This window comes from Cedecea sp. Ae19-4, from assembly GCF_059801165.1.
In genome coordinates this window covers 551,641-576,151 of the sequence record NZ_JBCHWG010000001.1, presented here as the reverse complement: position 1 = coordinate 576,151, position 24,511 = coordinate 551,641, and the positions used below count along the sequence as shown (strand labels likewise).

23 protein-coding genes are annotated in these 24,511 nt (G+C 58.6%); 10 read left to right on the top strand and 13 right to left on the bottom strand.

Annotation, left to right across the window (positions count from 1 at the left end; genetic code table 11):
* Nucleotides 1–4: 4 nt before the first annotated feature.
* From AAIE02_RS02690 to sctU, 9 genes are read left to right on the top strand one after another with little or no spacing between them, the layout of a single operon-like run.
* Complete coding sequence (locus AAIE02_RS02690) at nucleotides 5–949, top strand: FHA domain-containing protein (protein WP_336982284.1); 945 nt, start codon at nucleotides 5–7, stop codon at nucleotides 947–949.
* Nucleotides 943–2,307 carry a type III secretion system ATPase SctN gene (gene sctN / locus AAIE02_RS02685; RefSeq protein ID WP_008460994.1) on the top strand — a complete coding sequence of 455 codons (1,365 nt, stop codon included), beginning with the start codon at nucleotides 943–945 and terminating at the stop codon, nucleotides 2,305–2,307. Before AAIE02_RS02690 ends, sctN begins: the two co-directional genes overlap by 7 nt.
* Nucleotides 2,294–2,761 carry a type III secretion protein gene (locus AAIE02_RS02680; protein WP_498531927.1) on the top strand — a complete coding sequence of 156 codons (468 nt, stop codon included), beginning with the start codon at nucleotides 2,294–2,296 and terminating at the stop codon, nucleotides 2,759–2,761. The genes sctN and AAIE02_RS02680 overlap by 14 nt, the downstream gene beginning before the upstream one ends.
* Complete coding sequence (locus AAIE02_RS02675) at nucleotides 2,758–3,381, top strand: type III secretion system HrpP C-terminal domain-containing protein (RefSeq protein WP_498531926.1); 624 nt, start codon at nucleotides 2,758–2,760, stop codon at nucleotides 3,379–3,381. The genes AAIE02_RS02680 and AAIE02_RS02675 overlap by 4 nt, the downstream gene beginning before the upstream one ends.
* Nucleotides 3,378–4,430: a FliM/FliN family flagellar motor switch protein gene (locus AAIE02_RS02670; protein ID WP_498531925.1), complete on the top strand. Its 1,053-nt coding sequence runs from the start codon at nucleotides 3,378–3,380 to the stop codon at nucleotides 4,428–4,430. The genes AAIE02_RS02675 and AAIE02_RS02670 overlap by 4 nt, the downstream gene beginning before the upstream one ends.
* Nucleotides 4,430–5,095: a type III secretion system export apparatus subunit SctR gene (gene sctR, locus AAIE02_RS02665; protein WP_498531924.1), complete on the top strand. Its 666-nt coding sequence runs from the start codon at nucleotides 4,430–4,432 to the stop codon at nucleotides 5,093–5,095. The genes AAIE02_RS02670 and sctR overlap by 1 nt, the downstream gene beginning before the upstream one ends.
* A gap of 7 nt (nucleotides 5,096–5,102) precedes the next feature.
* Entirely contained in the window at nucleotides 5,103–5,369 is a 267-nt protein-coding gene (sctS, locus tag AAIE02_RS02660; protein WP_039291380.1) for a type III secretion system export apparatus subunit SctS, read from the top strand.
* Complete coding sequence (gene sctT, locus AAIE02_RS02655; RefSeq protein ID WP_008460984.1) at nucleotides 5,366–6,175, top strand: type III secretion system export apparatus subunit SctT; 810 nt, start codon at nucleotides 5,366–5,368, stop codon at nucleotides 6,173–6,175. Before sctS ends, sctT begins: the two co-directional genes overlap by 4 nt.
* 24 nt (nucleotides 6,176–6,199) lie before the next feature.
* Entirely contained in the window at nucleotides 6,200–7,282 is a 1,083-nt protein-coding gene (gene sctU / locus AAIE02_RS02650; RefSeq protein ID WP_166995409.1) for a type III secretion system export apparatus subunit SctU, read from the top strand.
* Nucleotides 7,283–8,119: 837 nt separating this feature from the next.
* On the opposite strand, the gene AAIE02_RS02645 is transcribed toward sctU, so the two are convergent.
* From AAIE02_RS02645 to AAIE02_RS02595, 11 genes are all read right to left on the bottom strand, one after another.
* A complete protein-coding gene (locus AAIE02_RS02645) occupies nucleotides 8,120–9,067 on the bottom strand; it encodes a type III secretion protein (RefSeq protein WP_498531923.1) in 948 nt (315 codons plus the stop codon).
* A gap of 178 nt (nucleotides 9,068–9,245) precedes the next feature.
* Complete coding sequence (hrpT, locus tag AAIE02_RS02640; RefSeq protein ID WP_008460981.1) at nucleotides 9,246–9,431, bottom strand: HrpT family type III secretion system protein; 186 nt, start codon at nucleotides 9,429–9,431, stop codon at nucleotides 9,246–9,248.
* Nucleotides 9,432–9,440: 9 nt separating this feature from the next.
* A complete protein-coding gene (gene sctC, locus AAIE02_RS02635) occupies nucleotides 9,441–11,510 on the bottom strand; it encodes a type III secretion system outer membrane ring subunit SctC (RefSeq protein WP_498532648.1) in 2,070 nt (689 codons plus the stop codon).
* A 135-nt stretch (nucleotides 11,511–11,645) separates the two neighbouring features.
* Nucleotides 11,646–11,876, bottom strand: coding sequence for a hypothetical protein (locus AAIE02_RS02630; protein ID WP_008460979.1), 231 nt, complete (start codon nucleotides 11,874–11,876; stop codon nucleotides 11,646–11,648).
* Nucleotides 11,877–11,979: 103 nt separating this feature from the next.
* Entirely contained in the window at nucleotides 11,980–12,600 is a 621-nt protein-coding gene (locus AAIE02_RS02625) for an HrpE/YscL family type III secretion apparatus protein (protein WP_498531922.1), read from the bottom strand.
* Between the two features lie 3 nt (nucleotides 12,601–12,603).
* The gene (locus AAIE02_RS02620; RefSeq protein ID WP_498531921.1) at nucleotides 12,604–13,218 is read right to left on the bottom strand and encodes a type III secretion protein HrpD; all 615 of its coding nucleotides are present in this window, start codon (nucleotides 13,216–13,218) and stop codon (nucleotides 12,604–12,606) included.
* Between the two features lie 5 nt (nucleotides 13,219–13,223).
* Nucleotides 13,224–14,024 (bottom strand): type III secretion system inner membrane ring lipoprotein SctJ, encoded by an 801-nt coding sequence (sctJ, locus tag AAIE02_RS02615; protein WP_008460974.1) that lies wholly within the window; start codon nucleotides 14,022–14,024, stop codon nucleotides 13,224–13,226.
* A gap of 6 nt (nucleotides 14,025–14,030) precedes the next feature.
* Entirely contained in the window at nucleotides 14,031–14,444 is a 414-nt protein-coding gene (locus AAIE02_RS02610) for an EscF/YscF/HrpA family type III secretion system needle major subunit (protein ID WP_498531920.1), read from the bottom strand.
* 65 nt (nucleotides 14,445–14,509) lie between these two features.
* Complete coding sequence (locus tag AAIE02_RS02605; protein WP_008460970.1) at nucleotides 14,510–14,719, bottom strand: hypothetical protein; 210 nt, start codon at nucleotides 14,717–14,719, stop codon at nucleotides 14,510–14,512.
* Between the two features lie 94 nt (nucleotides 14,720–14,813).
* The gene (locus tag AAIE02_RS02600) at nucleotides 14,814–15,788 is read right to left on the bottom strand and encodes a sigma 54-interacting transcriptional regulator (RefSeq protein WP_498531919.1); all 975 of its coding nucleotides are present in this window, start codon (nucleotides 15,786–15,788) and stop codon (nucleotides 14,814–14,816) included.
* 805 nt (nucleotides 15,789–16,593) lie between these two features.
* Nucleotides 16,594–17,613 carry a transglycosylase SLT domain-containing protein gene (locus AAIE02_RS02595; protein WP_498531918.1) on the bottom strand — a complete coding sequence of 340 codons (1,020 nt, stop codon included), beginning with the start codon at nucleotides 17,611–17,613 and terminating at the stop codon, nucleotides 16,594–16,596.
* A 198-nt stretch (nucleotides 17,614–17,811) separates the two neighbouring features.
* Between AAIE02_RS02595 and AAIE02_RS02590 the strand changes: the two genes are divergently transcribed.
* The gene (locus AAIE02_RS02590; protein ID WP_336982275.1) at nucleotides 17,812–18,312 is read left to right on the top strand and encodes a lytic transglycosylase domain-containing protein; all 501 of its coding nucleotides are present in this window, start codon (nucleotides 17,812–17,814) and stop codon (nucleotides 18,310–18,312) included.
* A 39-nt stretch (nucleotides 18,313–18,351) separates the two neighbouring features.
* Here AAIE02_RS02590 and AAIE02_RS02585 read toward each other — a convergent pair whose 3' ends face one another.
* Both AAIE02_RS02585 and AAIE02_RS02580 read right to left on the bottom strand, forming a co-directional pair.
* Entirely contained in the window at nucleotides 18,352–18,777 is a 426-nt protein-coding gene (locus AAIE02_RS02585; RefSeq protein WP_336982274.1) for a type III secretion system chaperone, read from the bottom strand.
* A 4-nt stretch (nucleotides 18,778–18,781) separates the two neighbouring features.
* On the bottom strand, nucleotides 18,782–24,268 hold the full coding sequence (locus tag AAIE02_RS02580) for an AvrE-family type 3 secretion system effector (protein WP_498531917.1): 5,487 nt from the start codon (nucleotides 24,266–24,268) through the stop codon (nucleotides 18,782–18,784).
* Between the last annotated feature and the right edge of the window lie 243 nt (nucleotides 24,269–24,511).

The following is a 24,511-nucleotide window of genomic DNA, read 5'->3' as shown; positions in this document are numbered from 1 at the left end:
TGCCATGTATGAGCTGAGAGTATTGAACGGATTACATGAAGGCGCGGCGCTGCCGTTAAGCGGCGAACGCTGGCAGTTGGGCAACGCCGCCGACAGCGATTTGCAGCTCAACGATGGCGGTATTAAAGCCAGCCACGCGCTGCTAAGCCGTAGCGCCGAAGGCTGGATGCTCACGCCGATGGAAGGCACCGTTTGCCACCGCCACGGCGAACGCCTGAGCGCGCAGCAACTCTGGCAGCCCGGTGAAATCTTCGCCGTCGGCGGCGTCTGGCTGACGCTTGCCGCCGCTGACGACGAATGGGATAACCGCCCGCCACCGCCGTTGCCTGCTGTCAGCCCGAGTCAGCCAGAATCAGCCATACGCGAACCCGTCGGCGGGACACAAAGCAAACCAGCGCCGACCGCGCGCCGTTCACTGCTGGCAAGGATCCTGCCCCGCTGGGCGCAAATCTTCACCTTGTCCAGCCTGATGCTGCTGACCTTCACCATCTTCAGCTGGGTGCTGCAGCCCGGCATCGCCCAGCAAAACAGCGACGATGAGCCGCAAATTAAACCGGCGATTACCAATAGCAACGAACTGCGCAGCCTGGTGGAACAGGATCTGCGCGAGCGGGAGCTCTATAACAAAGTGCAGCTGGCCAGCACGCCGCAGGGGATTACGCTCACCGGGGATTTGCAGGAAAACCAGCTGCCGATTGTCAGCCGCATGGTGGACAGCATCCGCAGCGATTATCAGCTCAAGGTGGCGCTCACAAACCAAACCAAAGTGCGCGAGGCCGTGCTGCCCTTCCACATCGTGCAAATTACCGCCGGGCCGCACGCCAACATCGTGACCGAGGACGGGCAGCGCCTGTTTGTCGGGGACGAACGTAACGGCCTGCGCCTGACCGGCATTACCGGCGACAGCGTGCAGTTTGGCGGCAAAGAAAACATCGCGGTGAAATGGTGATGGGGCACTATCAGTCCGACCTCAACGCCTGGTTTGCCCAGCGCCATAGCAGCCTGAGCCAGCTTTCCGCCGTCAGCGCCTACGGGCGCATCACCGGCATCAGCGGCATTCTGCTGGAAAGCAGCTTGCCCCAGGCACGCATCGGCGACCTGTGTCTTATCAGCCGCAGCGGCGACACCGAAGTGATGGCCGAAGTGGTCGGCTTTAACCCCCGCCATACTTTGCTTTCCGCGCTGGGGCCGCTGGACGGCATCGCCCAGGGCGCTCGCGTCACGCCGCTGTTTCAGCCCCATTCTATTAGCGTGTCGGACAGCTTATTTGGCAGCGTGCTGGACGGCTTTGGCCGCGCCATCGACGAAGACAGCCTGTCGGCTTTTGCGCTGGCCAGCGAAACACCGGACGCCCGGGGCGTGCTCGGCGACGCGCCACCGCCCACGGACAGGCCGCGCATTGATACTCCGCTGCCGACGGGCATTCGCTCCATTGACGGCGTGCTGACGATTGGCGTGGGCCAGCGCGTGGGCGTCTTCGCCGGGGCTGGCTGCGGCAAAACGACCCTGCTCGCTGAAATGGCGCGCAACACGCCGTGCGATGCCATTGTGTTTGGCCTGATTGGCGAACGTGGCCGCGAACTCCGCGAATTCCTCGACCACGAGCTGGATGCCGAACTGCGCTCACGCACCGTCCTGGTGTGCTCCACCTCTGACCGCAGCAGCATGGAACGCGCCCGCGCGGCGTTTACCGCCACGGCCATTGCCGAAGCGTTCCGTAACAAAGGCAAAAACGTCCTGCTGATTATCGACTCGCTGACGCGTTTTGCCCGCGCCCAGCGTGAAATTGGCCTGGCGCTCGGCGAACCTCCGGGCCGGGGCGGGCTGCCGCCGTCGGTCTATACCCTGCTGCCAGGGCTGCTCGAGCGCGCCGGGAAAACCTCACGCGGCTCCATCACCGCCCTTTATTCGGTGCTGATCGAACAGGACTCGATGAACGATCCCGTGGCCGATGAAGTCCGCTCGCTGATAGACGGCCACATCGTTTTGACCCGCCGCCTGGCGGAGCGCGGGCACTACCCTGCCGTGGACGTGCTGGCCAGCCTGAGCCGAACCATGAGCAACGTCGTCCCACGAGAACACATTGCCGAAGCCAGCGCGCTGCGCCAGATGATGTCGGCTTACCAGCAGGTCGAAATGCTGATCCGCCTCGGGGAATATCAGCCGGGAAATGACCCGATGACCGACGCCGCAGTGCAATCTCAGTCGGCCATCAACGCGTTTTTACGCCAGGCCAACCACGCCCCGAGCGACTTCGTCGACACCCGCCAGCAGCTACAGGAGGTGATTGCTTATGCGCCGTTATAGCGAGGCGGAAACGCCGCTCTCACCGGACCCGCAGCAGGTTGCTCTGGAACAAGTGCTGACGCTCTTACTGCCCATCCGGCGGCGACGCTTACGCCGCTGTGAAAGCGAGCAGCGCCAGCATAAGCAGCAGCTCCGGCGCTGCCGGCAGGCCGTCGAGCAGGGCGAGCAGCAGCTGGCAGAGCAGAAAATCGGCTATTTGCAGCTGCGAAATAATTTCGTGCCGCAGCACGCGGGCGTCACGCAGCCGCTTAACGACCTGCGGGAGACGCTGGACGTTGAGAAATCCAGCCGCGCGGGCGTGATTCAACAAATTCAGCACACGCACCAGCTACAGGAAGAGGTGCAACAGCAGCAGGAGCGGCTGACCGCCGCGCAGTCAGCCGTACAGCGCTGCCAGCGGGACATCGAAAAAATGGAGTATTTGCTCAACCAAAATCAGGGGAACGCTTTATGATTCACCACGCGCTAAAAAACGCTCACCCGCAGCCCAGGCTTTGGCAGCAGGCCCATCCGGCCCCGCAGCCGCATCACCAGCCCGAGAACGCCCCGCAGGCACCCACGCCTCGTGCACCGCGCACGCCGGGAAATAACACGCCCTTCATGCCGCAGCTGCCCGCTCGCAGCACGTCCTCGTCCGGCCGGGCCAGCGATCGCCAGAAGCTGTCGCGGGATGAAAAAGAGTTCAGCGATCTCCTGTCTGACGATGAGCCCGACACGGTGATGCCCATTCTGGCGCTTAACCTGTTTGATGGCTCGCTCGGCGGCACGGAACAGCCGCAGCAGGCCAGTGAATCCCCGTCTTCCGCCCTGCGGGCGATGCTGGAATCGCACCTGATACAGGGCATTGAACAGCAGGAAAGCCTGCCCGCCCGCTTTAGCCTGCTGCTGCCGGATTTAGGCGAAGTGGTGGCGCAGGTTACCCCGGCCAATGGCGATGGGCTGGATATTGCCCTCGGCTTTTCCGCCGAGGCCTGGGACAAAGTTCGCGGCTTTGAACAGGATGGACAAGGCTCGCTCAGCGGCCGTCTGGGGAAAAAAGTTCGCCTGCGCTTTAAGCGGCGGGAGGCGGTATGAAACGCCTGATGCTTGCCGCTCAGTCACCGGATGAAGCCCGCCTGCGGCGCTGGACCGGCAGCGGCTGGCGGCTCCCTTTCGTCCGGGAAGCAATAGCCGGAGAACTTCGCCTCCTGCCCTCCCGAGCGCTGATCCAGCCAGATATGCCGGGTGAAGCTTTTCACTGCGCGGCTGGCACGCTGCTTTTTAACGACCCGCTGCCGGTGCTGGGGCTGCTGGCCGATTGCCCGGCGCTTCCAGGCGTCTCCACCGAGGACAATGCCTGGTACTGGCGCTATTTCAGTCAACAGCTCAGCCCTGAACTGGCCGAACTCTTTGAGTTTCTGCAGCCCGCAGAAGAACGGCAAAAACCTGACGTCACGCTGCGCCTTGAGGTTTTTCTCGGCGAAGCCCAGGCCTGCACGCTGCTGTCGCTCTCCTGGGCCACGCTGCATCGGCTTGCTCAGCATCCGGCCTGGCAGCGGCTGATGGCCCCGCTAAACCCTGAACTCCCACTCCAGTTACCGCTGACCGTTGGCAAGCTCCAGCTTTCCGCCGGTGCCGCCCGCCGCCTGGTTAGCGGAGATTTGCTTTTGCCCTCAGAGACGTTCTTCTCGCCGGAAGGACACGGCGTTATGCCGCTGGCGAGGCGACAATTTCAGGTTCACCTGGAACTGGCGAGCGAAACCACTCACAGAGACTTACTACACATTACGTTTAGCGAGGAGCTAACCATGACTTACCCGAACGCCCCCCTGGAGTACGACGATCAGCAGGACGGCGAAGAAGTGGTACCCGCCGGGGAATGGCAAACAACACGGGGGAGTTTCGACGACTTGTCGCTGGATTTAACCATCCGCTGCGGCAACCTACAGCTGACGCTTGGCGAACTCCAGCAATTGGATGCGGGGTCAACGGTATTGGTTCAGCACGTCACGCCGGGCGAGGCGCTGCTGTGTCACGGCAACAGCCTGCTGGCAAAAGGTGAACTGGTGGACGTTAATGGCACGCTCGGCTTCCAGGTCACCCGCATGCTGCGCCAGACGAGTACGGCCATGGAACCCGTGTGATGGCCGAGAATATCAGCTCATTCAATCCGCTGGCGCTGGCCATCCTGCTGGGAGCCATTTCGCTGCTGCCCCTGCTGCTGATGATCACCACCAGCTTTCTCAAGATTTCGATGGTGCTGATGCTGACGCGAAACGCCATCGGGGTGCAGCAAACGCCGCCCAACATGGCGCTTTACGGCATTGCACTGGCCGCCACGCTGTTCGTGATGGCGCCGGTATTCGACGGGATGCAAACCCGCTTCAAAGAGAAGCCTCTCGATACCACCAGCGCAGAGCGCTTAGAGAACAGCTTACAGTACGGCATTAAGCCGCTGACCGACTTTATGCTGCGCAACAGCGACCCGGACCTTGAAACACACCTGATGGAAAACAGCCAGCGCATGTGGCCGAAAGATCTGTCGGAGAAGGTCGTCCACCAGCGCGACAACCTGCTGATCCTGATCCCGGCATTCGTGCTGTCCGAGCTGCAAAACGGCTTCAAAATTGCCTTTTTAATATTTATCCCTTTCCTGGTGGTGGACCTGATTATCTCCAACGTGCTGCTGGCGCTGGGGATGCAGATGGTGTCGCCGATGACCATCTCTTTGCCGCTCAAAATTCTGCTTTTTGTCATGGTGAGCGGCTGGACGCGCCTGCTGGACGGCCTGTTCTACAGCTATATGTGAGGACGTTATGGACATGATCTACATGTTTAAGCAGGCGGTGCTGATGGTGGTTGTGCTCTCCGCGCCACCGCTGGTGGTGGCCGTGCTGGTGGGCATTGTGGTGTCCCTGCTACAGGCGGTGTTTCAGCTCCAGGATCAGACCCTGCCCTTCGCCATCAAGCTGGTGGCCGTGGGTACCACGCTGGCGCTGAGCGGCCGCTGGATTGGCCTGCAAATGGTGGAGCTGGCGCAGTCCGCCTTCAACATGATGGCCGCGTCCGGAACCCTGCGATGATCGCCGCCGAACTGACGCCCATTTTCAACGGCATGCTGGGGCTGGGGCTGGCAATCGCCCGCATTTACCCGTGCGTGCTGCTGACGCCGCTGTTTGCGTTCTCTGCCCTGAAAGGCATGATCCGCACGGCGGTTGTCGTGCCGCTGGCGCTTTTTGTCACGCCGACTATTGTCCCGATGTTGACCCACGCCCCGCACACGCCGTGGGGCATTGTCGCCATGATGCTGAAAGAAGTGGTGCTGGGGATTTTTCTTGGCTACCTGCTGGCGCTACCCTTCTGGCTGTTTGAATCGGTGGGCGTGCTGTTTGATAACCAGCGTGGAGCACTCAGCGGCGGCCAGCTTAATCCGGCCCTGGGCGCAGACGAAACGCCGCTCGGCTACATGCTTTTGCAGTGGTCGATGATGGTGCTGATCGTCAACTTTGGCCTGTCCCTCGCCACCCAGGTTATCTGGGACAGCTACCGGCTGTGGCCGGTGGACAGCTGGCTGCCCGACTTCCGCGAGCAGGGGTTCCTGGTGTTTCTCGGCCAGGTAAAGCAGATGTTTATCGACACCATTCTGTACGCTGGCCCGCTGGTGCTGCTCCTGCTGTTCCTCGATTTCGCCGTTGGCGTGCTCAGCATCTACAGTCCGCAGCTGCAGGCCACGGTACTGACCGTGCCGCTAAAATGCATCGCCGGGCTGCTGTTCTTTATCTTTTACCTGCCCACGCTGGAGTATTTCGCCGGCCACCAGTTCAGCAGCCTGCGCGATATGATCCCGCACCTGGCGGATATTCTGCCCGCCCGTCAAACCACCTGGTAATGCCGCTTCGGAGGGTGCCAAGCCGTGAGTGAAAAAACAGAGAAGGCCAGCCCCCATAAACTTCAGGAGGCCCGCAAAAAGGGCCAGGTGAGCCAGAGTCAGGACATCCCCAAACTGCTGATCATGTTCGGCGTCCTGCAGCTGATCTTTTCCATGATGGAGGCCAGCATGGCAAAGCTGCAGGCGCTGATGCTCCTGCCGCTGATGCGCCTCAGCAGCCCTTTCAACCAGGCGTTAGGGGAAGTTGGCGGTGCCGCGCTGCTGACCATCGGGGTGTTTTTTATGATGACGGTGGGCACCGTAATCCTGCTGCGCATTGCCGCAGGCTGGATCCAGTTTGGTCCGCTGTTTGCCATCGCCGCGCTGGCCCCAAAGCTTGAGGCGCTCAACCCGCTGAATAAATTCAAAGAGATGTTTTCGGTAAAGCAGTTTATCCAGATCCTCAACAGCCTGCTGAAGGCCATCACCCTTTCAGTGGTATTCTGGCTGCTGATCAAACCCCGTCTGTCGCAAATGGCCAACCTTTCAGGCGGCACGCTGGACGGCTTCTGGCATGCGGGCGTGGCGATTCTGGAAACTCTCGCCCACACCATCGTTGGCGTGATGCTGGTGTTTTCGGTAGCCGACTTCGCGCTGCAGAAATACTTCTTCCTCAAGCAGAATCGCATGAGCCACGAGGACGTGAAAAACGAGTACAAGCAGATGGAAGGTGACCCGCACACCAAAGGCCACCGCAAACACGTCGCCCACGAAATCCTCAACGCACCGGCAAAAAAAGTCACCCCGCAGGAGATGGAAAAAGCCGACGTGCTGCTGGTGAACCCGACGCACTACGCCGTGGGGCTGCGCTATCTCCCGGACGAAACGCCGCTGCCGGTGCTGCTGTTTAAAGCACAGGACGAAGACGCCAAAGCGCTGATTAAACTGGCGCATGCCGCCAATATCCCGGTGGTGCGCTACGTCTGGCTTACCCGCAATCTTTACCGCACCACCGAAGAAGGTGCCTATATCCCACGCGACACGCTAAAAGCGGTGGCCGCTATTTACCGCCTGCTGCGCAAGCTCGAGGGCCGCCTGAAGGGCGAGACGATTGAGTTTGAGGAGTAACGGGGAGGATTTTCCCTTACTCTGGGTTCTTTCTTAACCACATTTTACTTGCGAATCCTCCAGGAGATATCTGTCATTCTGCAGTTATTCCGTTCACCTATAGATCTTTTTTCCCCGCATGTTCAGAAACGCTAAGCAGCAAGCCCACCGGCTATCACCTAAATATTAGTGAACAATTCGGCCCCTCACCCCGGTCCTCTCCCCAAAGGGGCGAGGGAGAAAACATGTGAGGGGAGGCATTTTTTTATTCCCTCTCCCTTTTAGGGAGAGGGTTAGGGTGAGGGTAAAACAACCAGCGACTTTGTAGCTAAGGCAAATGTTAGTCGTAAAGCGAGGCATGGTTCCGGCTTAAATCGCCTCCGTTTTCTCTCCGACTGGCCAGGGTCCGGACGTCGGGAACGGCCGGAGGCTGAGAGCGTCGGGAACGCGTCTCAGCCGACCCAGGACTGGGAGATAAAACGGAGGTCTGCCGCTCACGCGGTCGATTTATTTGGCCGGGAGTCCGGGGTCTCGGGGGAGTGACGGTGACTCCCCCGAGCCGTTCACGAGTTCAGTGGTGACATATAAAACAGAACTGGAAGTGAACGGAATATTCGCCGCTCCTACATAATCGCAGAGATTTTTGATTAAGAGACAGCTCTTAGGGAGAGAGTCGAATAATTATTCTGTACTGGAAATACACGGGCATGATCGAGACAAAAAAAGACCGGTATCCCACGCGATTAGCGCAGAAAAACCGGTCAAATAGAGGGCGAAGAAGAGTTTCGCGAAACACGCGTGGCGAAGTTACCTCGCACCACGCGTCAAAAGAACATCTGTGGATTACAACCCAATCTCTTAGGCCAGCACGGCGCTGGCCAGGCCCATCAGCGCGCCGTGGTGGTGCTTCAGGGCATCTTTGATGATATTGCCGTTAAACAGCTGTGCGTCAGCATTCATCAGCAGGCTGGAAGAGCCGTTGCCCGGTGCCGTGGCGGAACCCGGGATAGAGCCACCCACCATGGAGGTTTTCAGATCGTTTTTCGCGGACTGGAAGGCTTTCAGCGAATCGCCGCTCAGCGGCTTGCTGTTTTTCAGCGCGTCTTCCCAGCTGGATGGGCCTTTACCAACGTGCACCAGGCCCGGTATACCGGCGCCCGCGCTCTGCGGCTTGCCGTAGATTTCCGGGTGCTGATCCATAAATTTACCGATTTCAGCACGAGTCTCTTTTGAGCCGCCGTCAACTTTACCGCCGCCGCCCAGCGCGCCACACAGGCCACTGGTGTCCGACTTCACGTCGTCCAGCGCCTGCAGGCCCATTTTGCTGCCCAGTTGGCTGCCCATGCTGTTACCCAGCTGGTTAAAGCTGTTCGCGCTGTTGGCGCTGGTGGTGGACAGCGGCAGCTGGACCAGGCCAATGCCGGTAGACGGTGACTGCAGGCCGTTGCTCATGCCGCTGTTGAAGGCGTTCATGTTGCCCGCCCCCGCCTGGCTGTTGAACGGCGTGTTCTGGGAATTCACGCCCATCTGCTGGATCACTTGCTGCAGCATCTGCTGCATGTTGCTCATTGCCAGCGTGTTGCCCATGCTCGCGCCGCCCTGACTCTGCGGAGACATAAAGGTGTTGTTATTGTTACCGTTCATGCCGCCGGAGAAAAGCAGGTTGGTCAGCTTGGAGGCAATGTCGTTCACCATCTGATCGCCAACGTTTTTCAACAGATTAGCGGCCATACCTTCTGGGGTTGCGTTCAGCGCCAGCTGCGGTAATGCAGTGGCCAGATTCAGCATATTTCCAATCGTACTCATTCGATTACCTCACCATGACAACGGGGTTGATACAGGCGACCAGTCCTGCTGGGTCGCAGTATTAAGACGCCTGTTAAGTGAAAAGAAACCGGCTTCGGTTCCACAAAACTGCCTAACATCAGGAAAAAAAATGATTTTTTAAAAACAGGCGTGAAAACAGCCACGCCCGCTCTCGCACTCAGCGCACCGGCATCTGCGTGTAATCCTGCACGCCGTTACGCATATCGTTCGGCCACCAGATGGTCAGGTGGTGGCTGTCTGACAGGGGACGACACGTCACGTTGTCACAGCCGTTGTCATTGCGGGTGGCACAGCCGCTAAGCACAAACGCCAGCGCCATCAGTATCAAAATTGAAGGTTTCATCGTGGCTCCTTAATGCAGTACGGGGCGCGGCGGCAGAAGATAGCTGCGCGACCTGGATGAATTCACCGGCAATGACGAGGCAGAGCTCAGCAGCGACTGGCGGCTACGGCGCCCTTCTCCCCGAGTGCGGTAGGCGATATACACTTCTGCCGACTGGCCTGGGGCAAGGTTTCCGCCCGGCCAGGCGGCCACGGCAAGCACGTCATCATCGCGGCAGTTGGATTCGTCAAAACGCTGCGGCTTGCCGCTGATATTGCGGATCAGCCCGACGCTGATTTGCACCGATGAATTGCTGTACCACTGGCTGTGGGAGCTGTCCGATGACAGCCCTGGCCCCACGTTGCACAGCTGGCCAATACCCACGCCTTCACCGCCTGCCTGGAACCCGGTCGGGACTTTGTCTTCCGCCAGATCCCGCATGGCGTTTTCGATGTCGCCTTTCATCGAGCTGTAGCGCTGGCGGAGCTGTACTTCATTCATCGCCGAAGAGAGCTGCTGGCGATCCTGCTCGTCGATGTAGCGCGTCGGGTCCACCTGATCGCCCACCAGATGCGGCGTGATGATGAACAGCCGCTCGCGCTGCGACGTTTCGTGGCTGGTATATGAGAAGAATTTCCCCAGGTAAGGAATGTCGCCCAGCAGCGGAATACGGTGGTCGGTGTCACCGGTTTCACGGGAATGGAAGCCGCCCATCACCAGTGAACCGTTCTGCTGCACCAGCGCCTGAGTGCTGACCGTGGCACGCTTCGCGCCGGTTGCCACGCCGTCATCGTTGACCTGGACTTTGCCGTCTTCCACATCCACAACTAACTGCACCGTGCTGGTTGGCCCGTTGCCGATGGCGCGCGGGACTACCTGCAGGCTGGTTCCGGCGGTCACCGGTTCAATGGTCGCCACGCGCTCGCCGGTCGCGGTAATGAAAGCGGTGTCGCTCATGTCGATCACTGCGGGCTGGTTTTCCAGCGTCAGAATCGACGGGTTAGCCACGATAGAGGCGTTGCCCTCGCCTTCCATCGCCTGGATCTGGGCAAAGAAGCGGCTGTAGTCGGTCACGAATAACGTGCCTGCCCCCTGCAGCATGGAAGAACCGGCGGTAATGTTGCCGAACGTGCCGCTGAGGTTGCTGGAGAACTTCGAAAACGCGTGGCGATCGACATCAATGATCATGGCGTCAATTTCCACCAGCTTTTGCGGCACGTCGATCTGGGAAATCAGCGCCTGATACTGCTCGCGGCGTTTAGGATCGTCCCGCACCAGCAGGGCGTTGTTGCGCACATCGGCAGACACCAGCGGGTTCATTTCCCCTTCGTCATCACCGCCTGCGCCGCGCAGACGGCTGTCCTGGCCCTGAATCAGCCCGGAGAGAATATTGTCCGATTGTTCCTGGAATGACTTGTTGAGGGCTTCACGCGAGCTGCCTTCTCCGCCGGGTACAATGCCCTGCGAAGAGCGGGTGCTCTTTTTACCCAGCAATTCGTTAAGGATGGTTGCCACGCCGGGCACCAGCAGCGTTTTCTCGCGATATTTAATCTCGCGGTCAGCCACCGAGGCGTACTTCAGCGGGAACGCCATCATCTCTTTGTTCTGCTTTTTGTCTTTGTCTTTGGCGCTAAAGTCCGCCACCAGCGCGACGTACTCCGGCGGCCCGGTGACAATCACCACGCCGTCGTCCGGCAGCTCGCCGTAGCCGAATTTGTCTTCCAGCAGCCCGACATCACGCAGCGCCTGCTTGAGATCCGGCGCGGCATCGGCTGACACGCTGATGCGCTTTGAGGTTTCTGCCGACTGCGGGCTGACGAACAGCGAGCCGTTATAGACAAACCACTGGAAGCGGTACTGCAGCGCCAGGCGATCGAGGAAGGCCACGCCGCTGTCGGAACGCAGGCGTCCATCCACCACGCTGTCGGGCACATCCCCTAAACGCAGATTCACGCCGTGGCTGCTGGCGAAATCCTGCAAGACGGTGCGCAGCGGCGTGCCCTGGGCAGAATAGGCATAGGCGCCATTTTGCCAGTCGGCAGGCGTTTGAGCGCTAACAGTTGCGCTGAAGCAACCAGCGGTAGCGGCCAAAGCAAACATGGCTGAGCGCAGTAAACGAACGTGCTGATTCAACGACTCTTCTCCTGTAATCGACGGCATAAAACGGTAGCCATCCGGGGTGCAAACTGCGTTAAACAACGGCTTATCGATACGAATAAGCCGTTGACGGCATAACTAGTTGATAGAGTCGATAATCTCCTTGCTCAGGCTATGCTTGAGCGACCCCAGCTGGCTGTCGGTGAAGGTCGCCGCCGCCTCTTTCATCAGGGCGTTTTTGAATTCCACCATGTCGCCCATGCTTGGCGCGGGCTGGCCAAGCGTGCTCTGCGCCAGCTCGGCAACCGAGTGGTGCAGACGGGACAGCTGGCTGTCAAGATTGCGCTGAATATCAAAGGAATTGCTCATACGTTTCTCCTCGCGTTGAAATCGCATGATAAGTGGCGGCAGAAAGGCGGCAGTTCCCGACGCGGGAAAATTAACTTCCCGGCGGGACGTTTTTGGCAGTGGGTTAGCTGGCGAGGCGCAGCAAATGCTGCTGGAGCGAAGCCCAGCTAATGCTGAACTCGCCCTGGGCGGTTTGCAGCAGCAGCGTTTCGGCCGCCAGCGCGTCGTCGATGCAGCGCGTCCAGCCTAGCTGAGGGCGCGCGGCCAGCCAGCTTGCCAGCGGCGCTTCATACTGTGAGGGGTGATACAGAGTGACGTCCGTTGCCCGAGCGCTTGAACTCTGAAGCTGAGTCAGCAGCGCCGTGAGCTTTTGATGGTCGCTCAGGCCGCCAAACAGCTGTTCAAACGCGGCCGCAATGAGCGCCTGCGCCTGGCCGACGATTTCGGCACTTTGCGCGTCCCGCTCGGCCCGCCATTCACTAAAAAAGGGCTCAACCCGCAGCCAGAATTCCCGCTCTGCCTCTTCACAGCGTGTGATGACCAGCCGTTCAGCATCGACCTGCGCCTCGGCGAGCATCTGCTCAGCCTGTTGACGAGCCTCCTCCAGCAGGGCTTCACTCTTGCGCATGGCCTGTTCTACCAGGCTTTGAGCCTGTTGCTGCTCCTGTAAAGCGGAGTGCGGCAACAGTACGCTTTCAATCACCTGGTCGTTCTCTTCTAAGGCAAGTTTACGGCCGACCCACATGGTTTATTGCTCCCGTGAAAAATCATTCAGCGCTGGCATCGCCGAACGTTGAGCCTGCCAGATCGCGCCATCCCACAGCGCCTGCAGGCGATTTAGCGGCGCAGGTTCATCCGCCAGCCACGCTTCACATCGCACAATCACAGGCTGAGGGAAACTGAGCCGCAGCCGCAGCCAAGCCGCAGGCGTCAGAATCGGGCGCAGCAGGCAGAGCACGGCGAAACTCGGCTCTTCGCTAAAACTAAGACTTGCGGGCAGCCAGACGCCGGGGCGTAGCCCCCGGGTTAGACGTTCGCACCAGATCCGCTGAGATTCGGTGAGCTGCCCCGCCCCGCTCCCGCGCTGACAAACCTCAGCCACCAGCGCAAAAAGCGTTTCGCGCTGGGCTAAGTCAAGCGAAACCAGCGCCAGCAGGCGGGCGTCGGGCGTATCCGGCAGAGACTCCTCCAGCGCCAGCATAGCCGGCACGGCCTGCGGCGATTTAAGCATCAGGCTCTGGCGTCGCGCCTCGTCCAGGCTGAACCAGGGCAGCCCGAACCAGCTGGCATCCGCCTGCCGCCAGAACCCCTCCTGCCACCAGCGAAGCCAGTTCGCCGCGAGCGCGTAGTCCCAGGCAACCACTGGCGTTACCGCCGCTCTGAGGGCACAACGGCCAGTCCAGTCGAGCCTGAGTTTTTACCGCGCTTCATCGCCTTTAGCTTCGGTAAAAGGGTGAAGATCCCGCCGAGCAGCAGCAACAGGCCCATCAGCGAGAAGAACAGCGTCCTGACCGTGGCATACTGCGAAAGCGTCAGCTGGAAAGGCCCTAAGGTCACCAGTTCCACGCGGTCGTGATAGGCCGCAGCGGGCACAAACACCACGGAAAGCGCCCCGTCATTTTTCCCGGAAAGCCCCGGAATACTCGCGGCGACCAGTCGACGGATCCTGGGCTCAATGCTGTCGGGGTCCATCTCCGGGGTGTATTTAATAAACACCGATGCCGATGCGGGCTGCACCGGCTCGCCGGGCGCCACGCGCTCAGGCAGGACAACGTTCACCCGAGCCACCACCACGCCGTCAATCTGTGAAAGCGTGGACTCCAGCTCCTGGGAAAGCGCATAGATATAGCGGGCGCGCTCTTCGAGCGGGCTGGAAATAATGCCGTTTTTCTGGAACACCTCGCCCAGGTTGGTCCGCGCTTTGTGCGGCAACCCGTTGGCGTTGAGAATGCGGACGGAGCGTTCAATATTGTCCTGAGCCACCAGCACGGTGACGCCGGTTTTATCAATTTGCTTGTCGGCTTCAATCTTGTATTTCGAGAGTTCGGAAATGATGTCATTGGCATCGTTTTCCGTCAGGCCGGTGTTCAGAATGACCTGTGAGTCGCAGCCTGCCAGCAGCAGGACCAGCAGCCAGGGCTGCAGGATTTTTCGCCAGCGTCGTTGCATGATGGATTACTGCAGGTTGGTCAGTTTATCGAGCCCCGAAATGCTCTTCGAGACGATCTTGGCGTTCATCATGCTCTCCAGGTAATAGTTAGAGAGCTGGTCGTCCACCTGGTTAAGCACCAGCGGATCGGTGGAGCGTGCGGCTTTACGCAGCACGTTATTCATCTGTTTCTGGTCGCCTTCCATCTGCTTGAACATGCCGGAGGCTTTTTCATACATTGCGGCAGGTTTCCCGCCCACGCCGCCCATCGCCGAGGCCGCTTCCGGCTGCTGCAGCGCGGCTGAAAAGAAAGCGGCATCGCTTTGATTCGCGACGCTGTTGCCGAATGGGATGGAAGACTGAGTGGCCGGGCTGGATGCAGCGCCCAGAGACTCGGGTTCTGGCAAAGGCATACCTGTCGCAGGATTAAGAATGTGCATAAGAGAGTTTCCGCCAGCAGAAGAGAAGATCAGGGATTCACGCCGGGGCGAATCCCTGATTAGCATTAGAAGGAAATTTTGTTCTGTGCCAGAGAACTGATCATGGTGGTGGCGGAGTTCTGGTAGCCGGACACGTAGGCGTTCTTACGGTCACGTTCAGCTTTGTCAAGAGAGTCCTGCATGGATTTGTTTTCGATAGAGTCCATCTGGGACTGGAAGCTATCTGCCAGGCTGCTGCTTGCGCCCGCGTTGTTACCGGTGTTTACTGATGCCATGATGTTTACTCCTCGTTAATTAAACAGCAAATGTTGTGTCATTCACGGATTAAGTGGCGCGGCGTAAGCGGCAGTTCCAAAGAAATTTAAAAAATTAATTTTCCTTTTCAGTCAAAGATTTAATTCTCTGGTACAGCGTTCTTCTTGGAATACCCAATTCATGTGCGGCGCTGACAACCCGATTTTCATGCCGCGAAAGGCAATCTTCTATCAGGCTGTATTCTATCCGCCGCAGGCGTTCGCGCAGCCGAACGGAACGCATCTCCGGGTGCGCCACCTGCCCCAGGGCCGGCAGCCCCAGCACAAACCTTTCGGCAGCGCCTTTCAGTTCACGAATATTCCCCGGCCAGCGGTGCATCAATAGTGCTTCGCTGAGGTGTTGCGGCATCGGCGGCATTGGGCGATTCAGCCGAATAGCAGACTCGTGCGCAAAACGGCGGAACAGGGGAATAATGCATTCCACGCGCTCACGCAGCGCCGGAAGCGAGATTTTGACCGTCGTCAGGCGGAAGAAGAGATCCTGGCGGAACAGCTTTTGCTCCATGAGCTGGGCAAGGGGCTTTTGCGAGGCCACAATCACCCGCAGATTAAGCGAAATAGACTGCGTGCTGCCCAGGCGCCCCACGGTGCGGGTTTCTAACACCCGCAGCAGCTTGGCCTGCAGGCTCAGGGACATACTGTCAATTTCATCCAGAAACAGGACACCATTATTGGCGCTTTCAATGTAGCCAGCACGCGAATGTGTCGCGCCGGTGTAGGCCCCCGCCGTCACGCCAAACAGTTCACTTTCTGCCAGCGTTTCGGGGATCGCCGCGCAGTTAATTGGCACAAAAGCGCCACGACAGCCGGAATGGTCGTAGATACGGCGTGCAAAGGTGTCTTTCCCGGTGCCCGTTTCGCCCTCCAGCACCAAATCAACCTTCAGAGGGGCTAACGTTTGCAGCCAGATATCCAGCCCATCGTGCACATTTTCAGACGCGGGTAATGCGGCTGCGGACCGCGGCATATTCAAGTCGATATCGACCGGAATATGTTTTATCTCCCAATGATTCGAACTGTTTTCTTTCATAAATCCCCCGCTGCCTGGCTTATTCAAGGTCTGGCGTATGAGTCCCACTTATGAACCATAAACGTGAACCACAAAATAATTGCCGCCTGCTGCCGTGAATAAAATACGGTAGCACGCAAAATAAATGAGTTTTGTTTATGAGAAGCAGGAACAACCTATCACCGAGCCGCGGTTTCACAATCAGACAAAATTTTAGCCTCATGTAGGAATATCCCTACATAAGAATTCAGGTTTAACTGTTCCGATGTCTGGATAGCAGGTTGTTTTGAGCGGAATAAAATCGTCAGCCGATAGCGTTTGCTGAGATTCATTTCGTGAAGCCGACTGAAAAAAAATGTGAGATTCGCTGAATATTTCCAAATGTATTAATAAGAATCTAAATTTATCACAATTAAACTAAATAAATGATTTTAATGAATAAATTAAATAAAAACAGACAGGCCGTTAATTTTTTACCCTGTTGCGACCAAAAAATGAATTTTTGCCCGACTCACGTATGAAGCCCGACGGATTCTCCGACAGGATTTCCTCACAATCCGCAAAGCCGATAATATATATTTACGATTATTTACATTGAGAGGTCGCTATGGAAACACCCTTTTCTTTTTGAAATATATTTCACTTTTAGTATTTATGTTTAATTGGGAACATTCCTGGACGCATTTACTGCGATTAATCACGCTATTTTAGCTTGTCAAAGAAATAAACTGCTTTGTAACTAAAAAAAGCAGCCACCCTCTTTGGAGACGTGGCCACTGAATTACCCCATTTTGTAAAGAAACAGGCAAAAATTACCGCTCCACAATCAGGCGAATTTCGCCATGTGGCTGTTCACTTCGTTCACGTAGTTAGGGTCGCCTAAAGAGACGCTGGACAGGTTGTGCAGGTTCACCTGATCGTCGCCGGAGTTATAGGCGCGCAGCGCGGCATCATAGCTGCCGAATTTCTCTTTGCCTTCTTTAAGCATCAACGCCGAACACATGATCTGGTTGGCCGGAGAGTTCATGTCGCTGCCGAGCTTGTCCGGGTATTTGCTTTGCATCTCCCGGTAAGTGTCCGGGTTGATCTGGTTCATGCCGCTGTCGGTCAGGCCGTTACCCGGGTTGGTGGATTTGGCATTTACGTCCCCACCGGATTCCTGCATCGTCAGCGCGGCTAAAAGCTTGGCCGGAACGCCGGTTTCAGCGGAGGCTTTTTCATATTCTCCCCCGAACTGGGAAACAATTTTTTGCAGCGTTGGATCGCTGGTTTTCAGGCTGGTGTCGCCCGGCGGCAGGCTATCCGCAGACGGCCCGGACGCACCGGATGGACCACCAGAAGGCGCGGCCGCGAGGTTATTCAGCGGGCGGCCTGCATCCCCGGCGCCATCGCTGCTGCCGCTGTCCATGCCAGAACCGGAGCCGGAACCAATGCCGCTCGCCGGTGAAGAGGAATCGTCGTCCCCCTTACTTTGCCCGGTGTTCATGTGGAAGAGCTGCATCAGCTCTTTCAGGAACTGCTGCAGCATCTGCTGGAGTTCCTGCATCATGCTGTCGGCGGAACCGCTGCTGCTGCTTGACGAAGCATTCGCCGGGTTCGTTGCCGGGCTGTTATTACTGGCCGGTGAGTCGCCGAAGTTAATCGCCGAAGGCTTGTCCGCTGCACCCGTGTTGGCAAAGTTCAGCGCCAGCGGGATCGCCAGCGTGTTCCCGCCGTTATTCAGCAGCAGTTTGGCGGTAATGCTGTTACTGCCGTTCTGTGAGTCAGGTGATGCCCCGTCCAGGCCTGGAAAATGGTTTTCCGGCAAAAGCGGTGAGAACCCGCCCGGTCCTGATGATATCTGCATACAACACACTCCCTAAGTGATACCCAGTAGCAATAACCGGCCGCCGCTTAACCGCGCAATGACGCTTAGTTTTACCCACGCCCGGAATGTTCAACTGAGTGAGAAGCAGGGGTAAAGAGTTCCTTACATGGCAAAAAATGGGAACCCAAGTGCGCTTTTCGCCACACATTGCCTGTAAGAATTAGAGGAGATAACGCGATGCAGACTAAACAATGGCGCTGGGGACTTTTACTGCTTAGCCTGCCGGCCCTCGCCCAGGCCGAATGCTTTACCCGCGTGGGGCATGCCTTTGGGATTGCTCCCGCATTGCTGGAGGCCATCGCCTGGAAAGAGTCGAAATTTAGTCTCTCGTCGGTGAACGCCGCCAACTCGAACCACACCGAAGACGTGTGCATGATGCAGGTGAACAGCGTGCATTTTGGCCGGTTGAAGCAGCTGGGCGTGACGCGTGACAACCTGCTGCACGATCCCTGTACCTGCATCGCCACCGGCGCGTGGGTGTTACACGGGCTGTTCCGCCAGTATGGCCGCTCCTGGAATACCGTCGGCATGTACAATACCGGCCCGTCGGAAAAGCGCCGCCAGCTTCGAAGCCGCTATGCTGATGACGTCCAGCGTATTTACAAGATCCTGCAAAAGCAGCAGCCCGCGCGGCGTGAAGAGGATCTGTTTGCCAGCAACGTGGCTGCAGGCCAATAAAAAACCGGGATATTTCCCGGTTTTTTATTTCTATCAATATCAGCGCGGCGCGGCGGCCTCCAGCAGCGAAGGCAGCTCGGCAATAAATGCTCTGACCTCGCCGCTCTGGCTGATAAAGGCGTTTAACCAACCCGCAAACCGCTCGGCGTCCAGGACAAACATTTCGCACTGAGTGCAAAGCCGAATGGCATTTTCCCCATCGAGCGCCAGCCAGCAGCCACGCATCGCGTTCATTTCAAAGTTCATCGCCAGCAGGTTCGGCAGCAGCGCCGCATCCTGCCCGGTTAATTCCCCTACCCGGCAGTGCAGCACCGCCGCGCTGCTGTCCGGCGGCAGTTCAATCACCGCCGCCTCTTGCTGCTGCGCATCCGTCAGCAGGCATACGCCGTCTTCCAGACGCAGCGAGATCTTGTGCTGTTTTCCCCAGGCATCAAGCCACTGTTGAAGCTGCTGTTGCATCGTCATTTCCTTATCCTCCTTTCACCATAAATCCCGCCTCGGCGGCGTCTTGCAGCGCCGATTTCACTTCTTTTTCTGCCTGGGCCACGCCACCGTCCACGGTGTAGCTGAGCGGCGCGCTGTCGTCATCGCCGTAGCTAAAGTTGATGGTGCCCAGATTTTCGTTCATCGACAGCGACACGCCGTTAGAGCCGCCGAGTAAAAATGACGGCGTCGAGAACCCATCGGATTTGCTCTGCGTTTTTGTAAACGCGATAGATTTCAGTCGCAGTTTGTCTCGATCTTTTAACAGATCGACAATCGAGTCCTGGGTGACCGTATGGTTTGCCCACTGGTCGGCCAGCTTTTCACGCGGCTTGGTTTTCAGCTCAAGGGAGACCACCGCCTGGGAACTGCTGTTATCCTGCAGCCCGCGCAGGAGCGCTTTCAGCCGGTAATCCTCGCCCATCATCTGGGTAATGCGGTCGGCGTTACTCGGCGAAAACTCACCTTCCATAAAGTGGCGCATAAAGTGGAACAAGCCGTTGTTGTCGATGCGCGAAAGGTTCTTATAGGTGGACTGGTATTCCGCCTTGTTCACCAGCTGCTGCTGGTTGAGCACCGCATTTTGCTGGCGCACGGTTTGCTGCAGCGACTGTAGCGCCGCCTGCGGGCCGTTGCCCGTCAGCTCGTGGTGCCGCGACGGCGGAATAAAGCGGGCAAAGTGGGTTTCCAGCTTGCCCAGCCGCTCTCCGGCTGACATCGGCAGGCGTGGAGCCCCTTCCGCCGGCGTGAGTTCATCCAGAAGTTGGCGGCTGGCGAGGTCGGTAAACTCGCCGCGTAGCCCGGTGATAAGCGCATCCACCTCGGCATTGGTCGGTTCCGGCTGCGTATTCTGCACGGAAAGCGAGTCGGCCTGCTGCTGCCGGGCGGTCAGCTGCTGCAGCGTGTCGAGCAGCGGACGGCGCGCCTTCGCGTTATCGGCAGGCGGATACCAGCGTGTAAAATGGGCATCCAGCTGGCTGAGCTTATCGGCCACGGAGATCGGCAGCTCCCCTTCTTTCGGCTCCTCTTTCAGTTTGGCCAGCAGCTGCGTGGAGGCGCTGTCGGTAAACTGCTTGCCCAGCGTGGTCATCAGTTTTTCCAGGTGAACGCCCTCCACCGGCTGGGCATTTTTTAAGTCTACGGTGAGGCTGTGCGTCGTCCGGTTGTTGATTGACAGCTGCACGCTGGCCCCGACGCCGACGCCCACCGAGAAGGGATCTTTGTGCTTCGGCTGAAGGGTGGTGCTGACCGGAATGGCGATGTTAGCCCCGGCGCTCATCTGGTTAAATGCCCTCAGGCGGTGGTCGCTGTGGCTGACGCCCTGCCCTTCGGCGTTGCGTGAGTCCGTTCGTTCGCGGCTGCCCGCCAGCAGGTTAGTGTTGGCATAGACGCCGCCGCCGAGGCGGGCGCTGGTCGGGAAATCTTTCTCGTGGCTGTCGGTAAACGGGAAGCCAACGCTCGCCAGCGCGGCGGCGTTGATGTCCACGCTGAAGCTCTGGGTTGCGCCACTTTTCACGCTGTGGTTGGCACCCCGGTTCAAAAACTCCAGCGGATCCAGCGTGCCGCTGCTCAGCTGTTCGATAAAACCGGGGATTTCGTGCTCCGCCAGTTCAAACGAGACACCGTGCTGGGACTGAAGCTGCCCGCCCAGCGTGACGCCGCCGCCCAGGCGAACGCCCTGCGACAGCGGGTGCTTATGGTCACCGTCGAGGTAAACTTTGTGGGTTTTGTTGTAGTCGGTCAGCACGTTGTAGCCGACGCCCACGATGCCGGTTGCCGACACGGCACCGGTGCGCCCGAAGCTGACGTTAATTCCCGTGTCGCCGCGTGAAAAGCTCATAGTGTAGCCACGATCTGCACCCACTTTGCCGCCAACGCCCGCCACAACCTGAGTGCCCGGTGCCACCGTGGCGGTGGCAGACGCCCCATAGGTGCGGCTGAACGCCAGGTTTTCGCCGCTCTCCAGCGAGAGCACGGTGGAGACCATTTTGTCCTGCATTTCGCGCTGGTTTTCCGCCTGCATCACGGTTTTGGTATTGATGTTAACGCCGTGGTTTTCTTTGCTGAACGCCTTGGTCATTGCCTTGATGGCGTCATAGTTGGCCTCCAGCGACTTGTGGTTGCCGAAGCCCTGAGTGGTGACCGTTTTAATCACGTTCCCGCCCCATTCGCTGTCCCTTAGCCGGGCCACGTTGGCGGCAATTTCCGTCATTTTGGCTGAACGCTGAGGTTCGCCCAGCAGCGAGGCCTGCTGCAGCTCATCCACCGAATCATGCAGGGATTTCAGCGCCAGCACGTCCAGCATTACCCTGGATTTCACCAGCCCGATGTCGTCATGGATATCGCGCTGGCGCCCCATCGGGACCTGTTCTTTCTGGTGGTTAAGGGTTATTTGCCGCGCTTCCAGCTCGGCAATAATCGCCCCGGCGTGGTTGCTTTTATCGGCCGGATAGCGCCGCAGCAATTCGTTCAGTTGCCCGGTCAAATTATCCTGGCGGCTGCTCGACGGGTTCAGCGCCCCGCTTTGGCTATGGTTCAGCCCAAAACGAGAAGGCGTGGCCTCCTGGCGGCGTTCGTCACGCACGCCATAGTGCTGGCCAATTTGCTCGCAGTAATGCGTGCTGCTGTCGGAAAGCTGGCGTGCAAAGCTGCTCATTTCTTCCAGCAGCGCTTTTTCCTGCGGCTGCCACTGGCGCGCCGTTTCCCCGCTCATGATTTCGAGACGCTGGCTTAAGCCTGGGCGCGGAGCCGCTTTGCCCGGCTGCTGCGAGAGCGCCTTCAGCCGCTGGGTCAAATCCCCCTGCTGCTGGTAGACGTCTTTCAGCCCTTCACGCCCGGCGTAGCGGTGCTGAATAGAATAGGCGGCGGTTTTTATCGGGCGCGGCCATTCCAGCGACGGACGGAAGACAAACGTGCTGAGACGAGTGCGGAACGAGGTCCGAACCTGCTTGCCGTCCTGCCCGGTCTGGCCGAGGAAGTTTACCTCGCGTTTGAAGGTGATCCCGGTACCCGGCAGGCGCCAGTCTTTTGAAGCTTTCGTCAGGCGCTCGTAGTGCTGGCGAGCCATGTTGGGTTCCGCCACCGGCGCGGTCGCCGGGTCGCCTTTTTCCCAGGCTCCGGTTTTGAAGACAAACGAATTGCCCTGCTTGTCGAGGGCGCTGACTTGCCCCTTAGCCGAGGTTTGCAGCGCGGTGAGTTCAGGCTGGCTGCCGTCCTCGTTTGCCGGCAGAGTGGCTTTCGCTAACCCGTCAGCTTTGCCGCTGCTCCAGCCGTTTTCCGGCAGGCTGAACAGGCTCCCCTCTTTGCTTAACAGCCAAAGCTGCTTGTCTTCATCGAGGGCGAGATCGCTGACTTTTGCCGCATCCTCTTTCCCCGCGCTGCCGGGGACCAGCTTCTCAATTTGCTGCTGCAGAGCCGCCTGACTGAGCGTCTGGGTGGCACGCTGATTGCGGCGAGTGGTGGTGTCTATGTGGTGGAAGCCGATATCGCCTTTTTCGTTCACCGCCAGATAGCGGCGGCTGTCGATCGCCGTGAATGCCTGCGCTTTCTCGGCTTTGTCCAACCCGGCCGTGGCCAGATCGGCGCTTACGCTTTTGGTCACCTGCGGCAGCGCAAAAACGTTGCTGCCGTGGTCAACTTTGTTACTGCTCAGGTTGACCTTGAGGCGCTTCAGCTCGCCGTCTTTCATCAGCCACGGCTGGCCGTCCAGGCCGCACTGCAGCTTGTCCGCTTTTTCGTCGGAAGCGGCCCACAGGCCGGTAGTTTCGTTGAAGTAGTGCACTTTGCCGTCGTGCAAAGCCAGCTTGCCGAGCCGCCCGAGATCCACCACATCATGGGCGGCAGGCGTGACCTGCGGCAGCCCTTTTTGGTAGTCGAGCACCAGGCTGTCGCTGAGGTTCCAGCTGCTCTGCGGCTTGAGATCGCCGCCGTGCCAGTGGAAGGTAATGGCGTGCTTCTGGTCGTACTTATCCTTCACGATAAGGTGCAGGCGATCGGTTTCATCGGCCAGCATATCTTCGATTCGCGCGCCATCTTCAACGGTCGCGGCCACGTATTGCGTGATGTTATCCAGCAGCGGCTTGTGCCGGGCTTCCCCAAAGGTCAGCGCCGTGCTTTGTGCATCAGGTTTGTCGCCGCAGTGCAGCCGGCCATTGTTGTCCAGCGCAAACAGCAGCGGGCCGTGCAGCGCCGTTTTCTTCAGCGTCATGTTCTCGGGCAGCGTCAGCATTTTAGGCTGAGGATCGGTCGCCGCCAGGTTGGCCAGATAGGCCACCTGCGGCTTCTTCTCGTCGTCGCTCAGCAGCACCAGAGCATCGCGCTTCGGACCTACCGCATAGTGATCGATTTTGTGCTCAAAATTGACCTTGATCGTGTCACCCACGGCGCTGCCAAGCTGTTTGTCGTCGTTCACTCGCCACAGCATGCCGTCGCTCTGGCGCGACAGGGAGGAGAGTTTATCGTCCTCGCCGGAGAGCGATTGCCAGGCGTTGGCGGCGCTGTCAAAGCTAAAGAGTTTTTTGTCGTGCAGGCGGTAGCGCGTGCCGTCGCCGTCGGTAACGCTGTCCGTCAGGCGGTCGCGGATGCCCGTTTCCGGCAGACGCACTTTCTCACCGCCAATCTCGACGGTCTGGCGGTCGTGCCAGGAAAGATGCTGCCCGGCGGGCGCCAGGCTTTGGCGGCGCATAAATCCCCGATGGGGAGGATGTACTTCCCGCCACTCCACTTTTTGCTGACTGTGGCTGAGGGCAATAAACGCGCCGGGCTGGCTGCGCAGCGTCATCAACCGCCCTTCTTTATCCAGCAAAACATGCTGATGGCCGTCGTCGCTGGCCAGGTGATTTTGATAACGCAGGCGGTCATGGCCGATGGTTTTTTCCATCAGGGCATGTAGAGGCGCAGAGGTTGCGGGCGTATCGATCTCCAGCCGCCCTTTTTTATCGAGCGATAGCCGGGTTTCCAGCAGCATGTTTTTTTCAGGCTCAATCTCCAGCGGCAGCTCGGCAAAGTGGCTGCCGGGCGTTCCGACTTCATTACTGGGGATGGCGTTCGGGTCGGACACATCCGGCTGACTATAAACGCTGGCGGAACTGGCACTGGGCTGGCTGTAAAGGCTTGGGCTAGTGGCACGAGAAGCGCTGGCCTGGCTATAGAGACTTGGGCTGCTGGCGCGAGAAGCGCTTGCCGTGGCGGGAATCGTAATTTGCGCGGCATCTTGTCCGCTGCGATGCCGTCCTAAAAAACGGCTGAACATTCCTTTTTGCGGCGTCTGCGTATTTGCCGCACTCTGCCTTAGTCCACCGGGGGGCAGCGTAGCTCCGGCCTCGGCGTGCAGTGACCCCGACGCGATTTGCGTGGGTGGCGCTTTGCTTTGTTTTATCGCTGAGGCGCATGACCGCCCCTGCTGTAAATCGGTAATTTCACGGTCGCTAATGGCTCGCCCTGGCTTGATAAAAGCCGATATTCCTAATCCCATGCTGTTACCCCTTAACAGTCAAACACGTTCTCCGCTTAGTCAGTGGTAAGAATTCAGTTCCGGTTCCAGGCTAAATTTTCTTTAACTCTGTGTAAAACCAGAAAAAACCAGCCACAGCAAGGGCTGCAGCCCGGTTGAATGTTAAAATAAAATCAGAAAAAACCGATAGCCCCGGCGTTTTCTGGCCGGAGAAAAAGCGGGAATGTAGCGGCAGATTGACCCATGACAAGGTCGGCGGCGGAC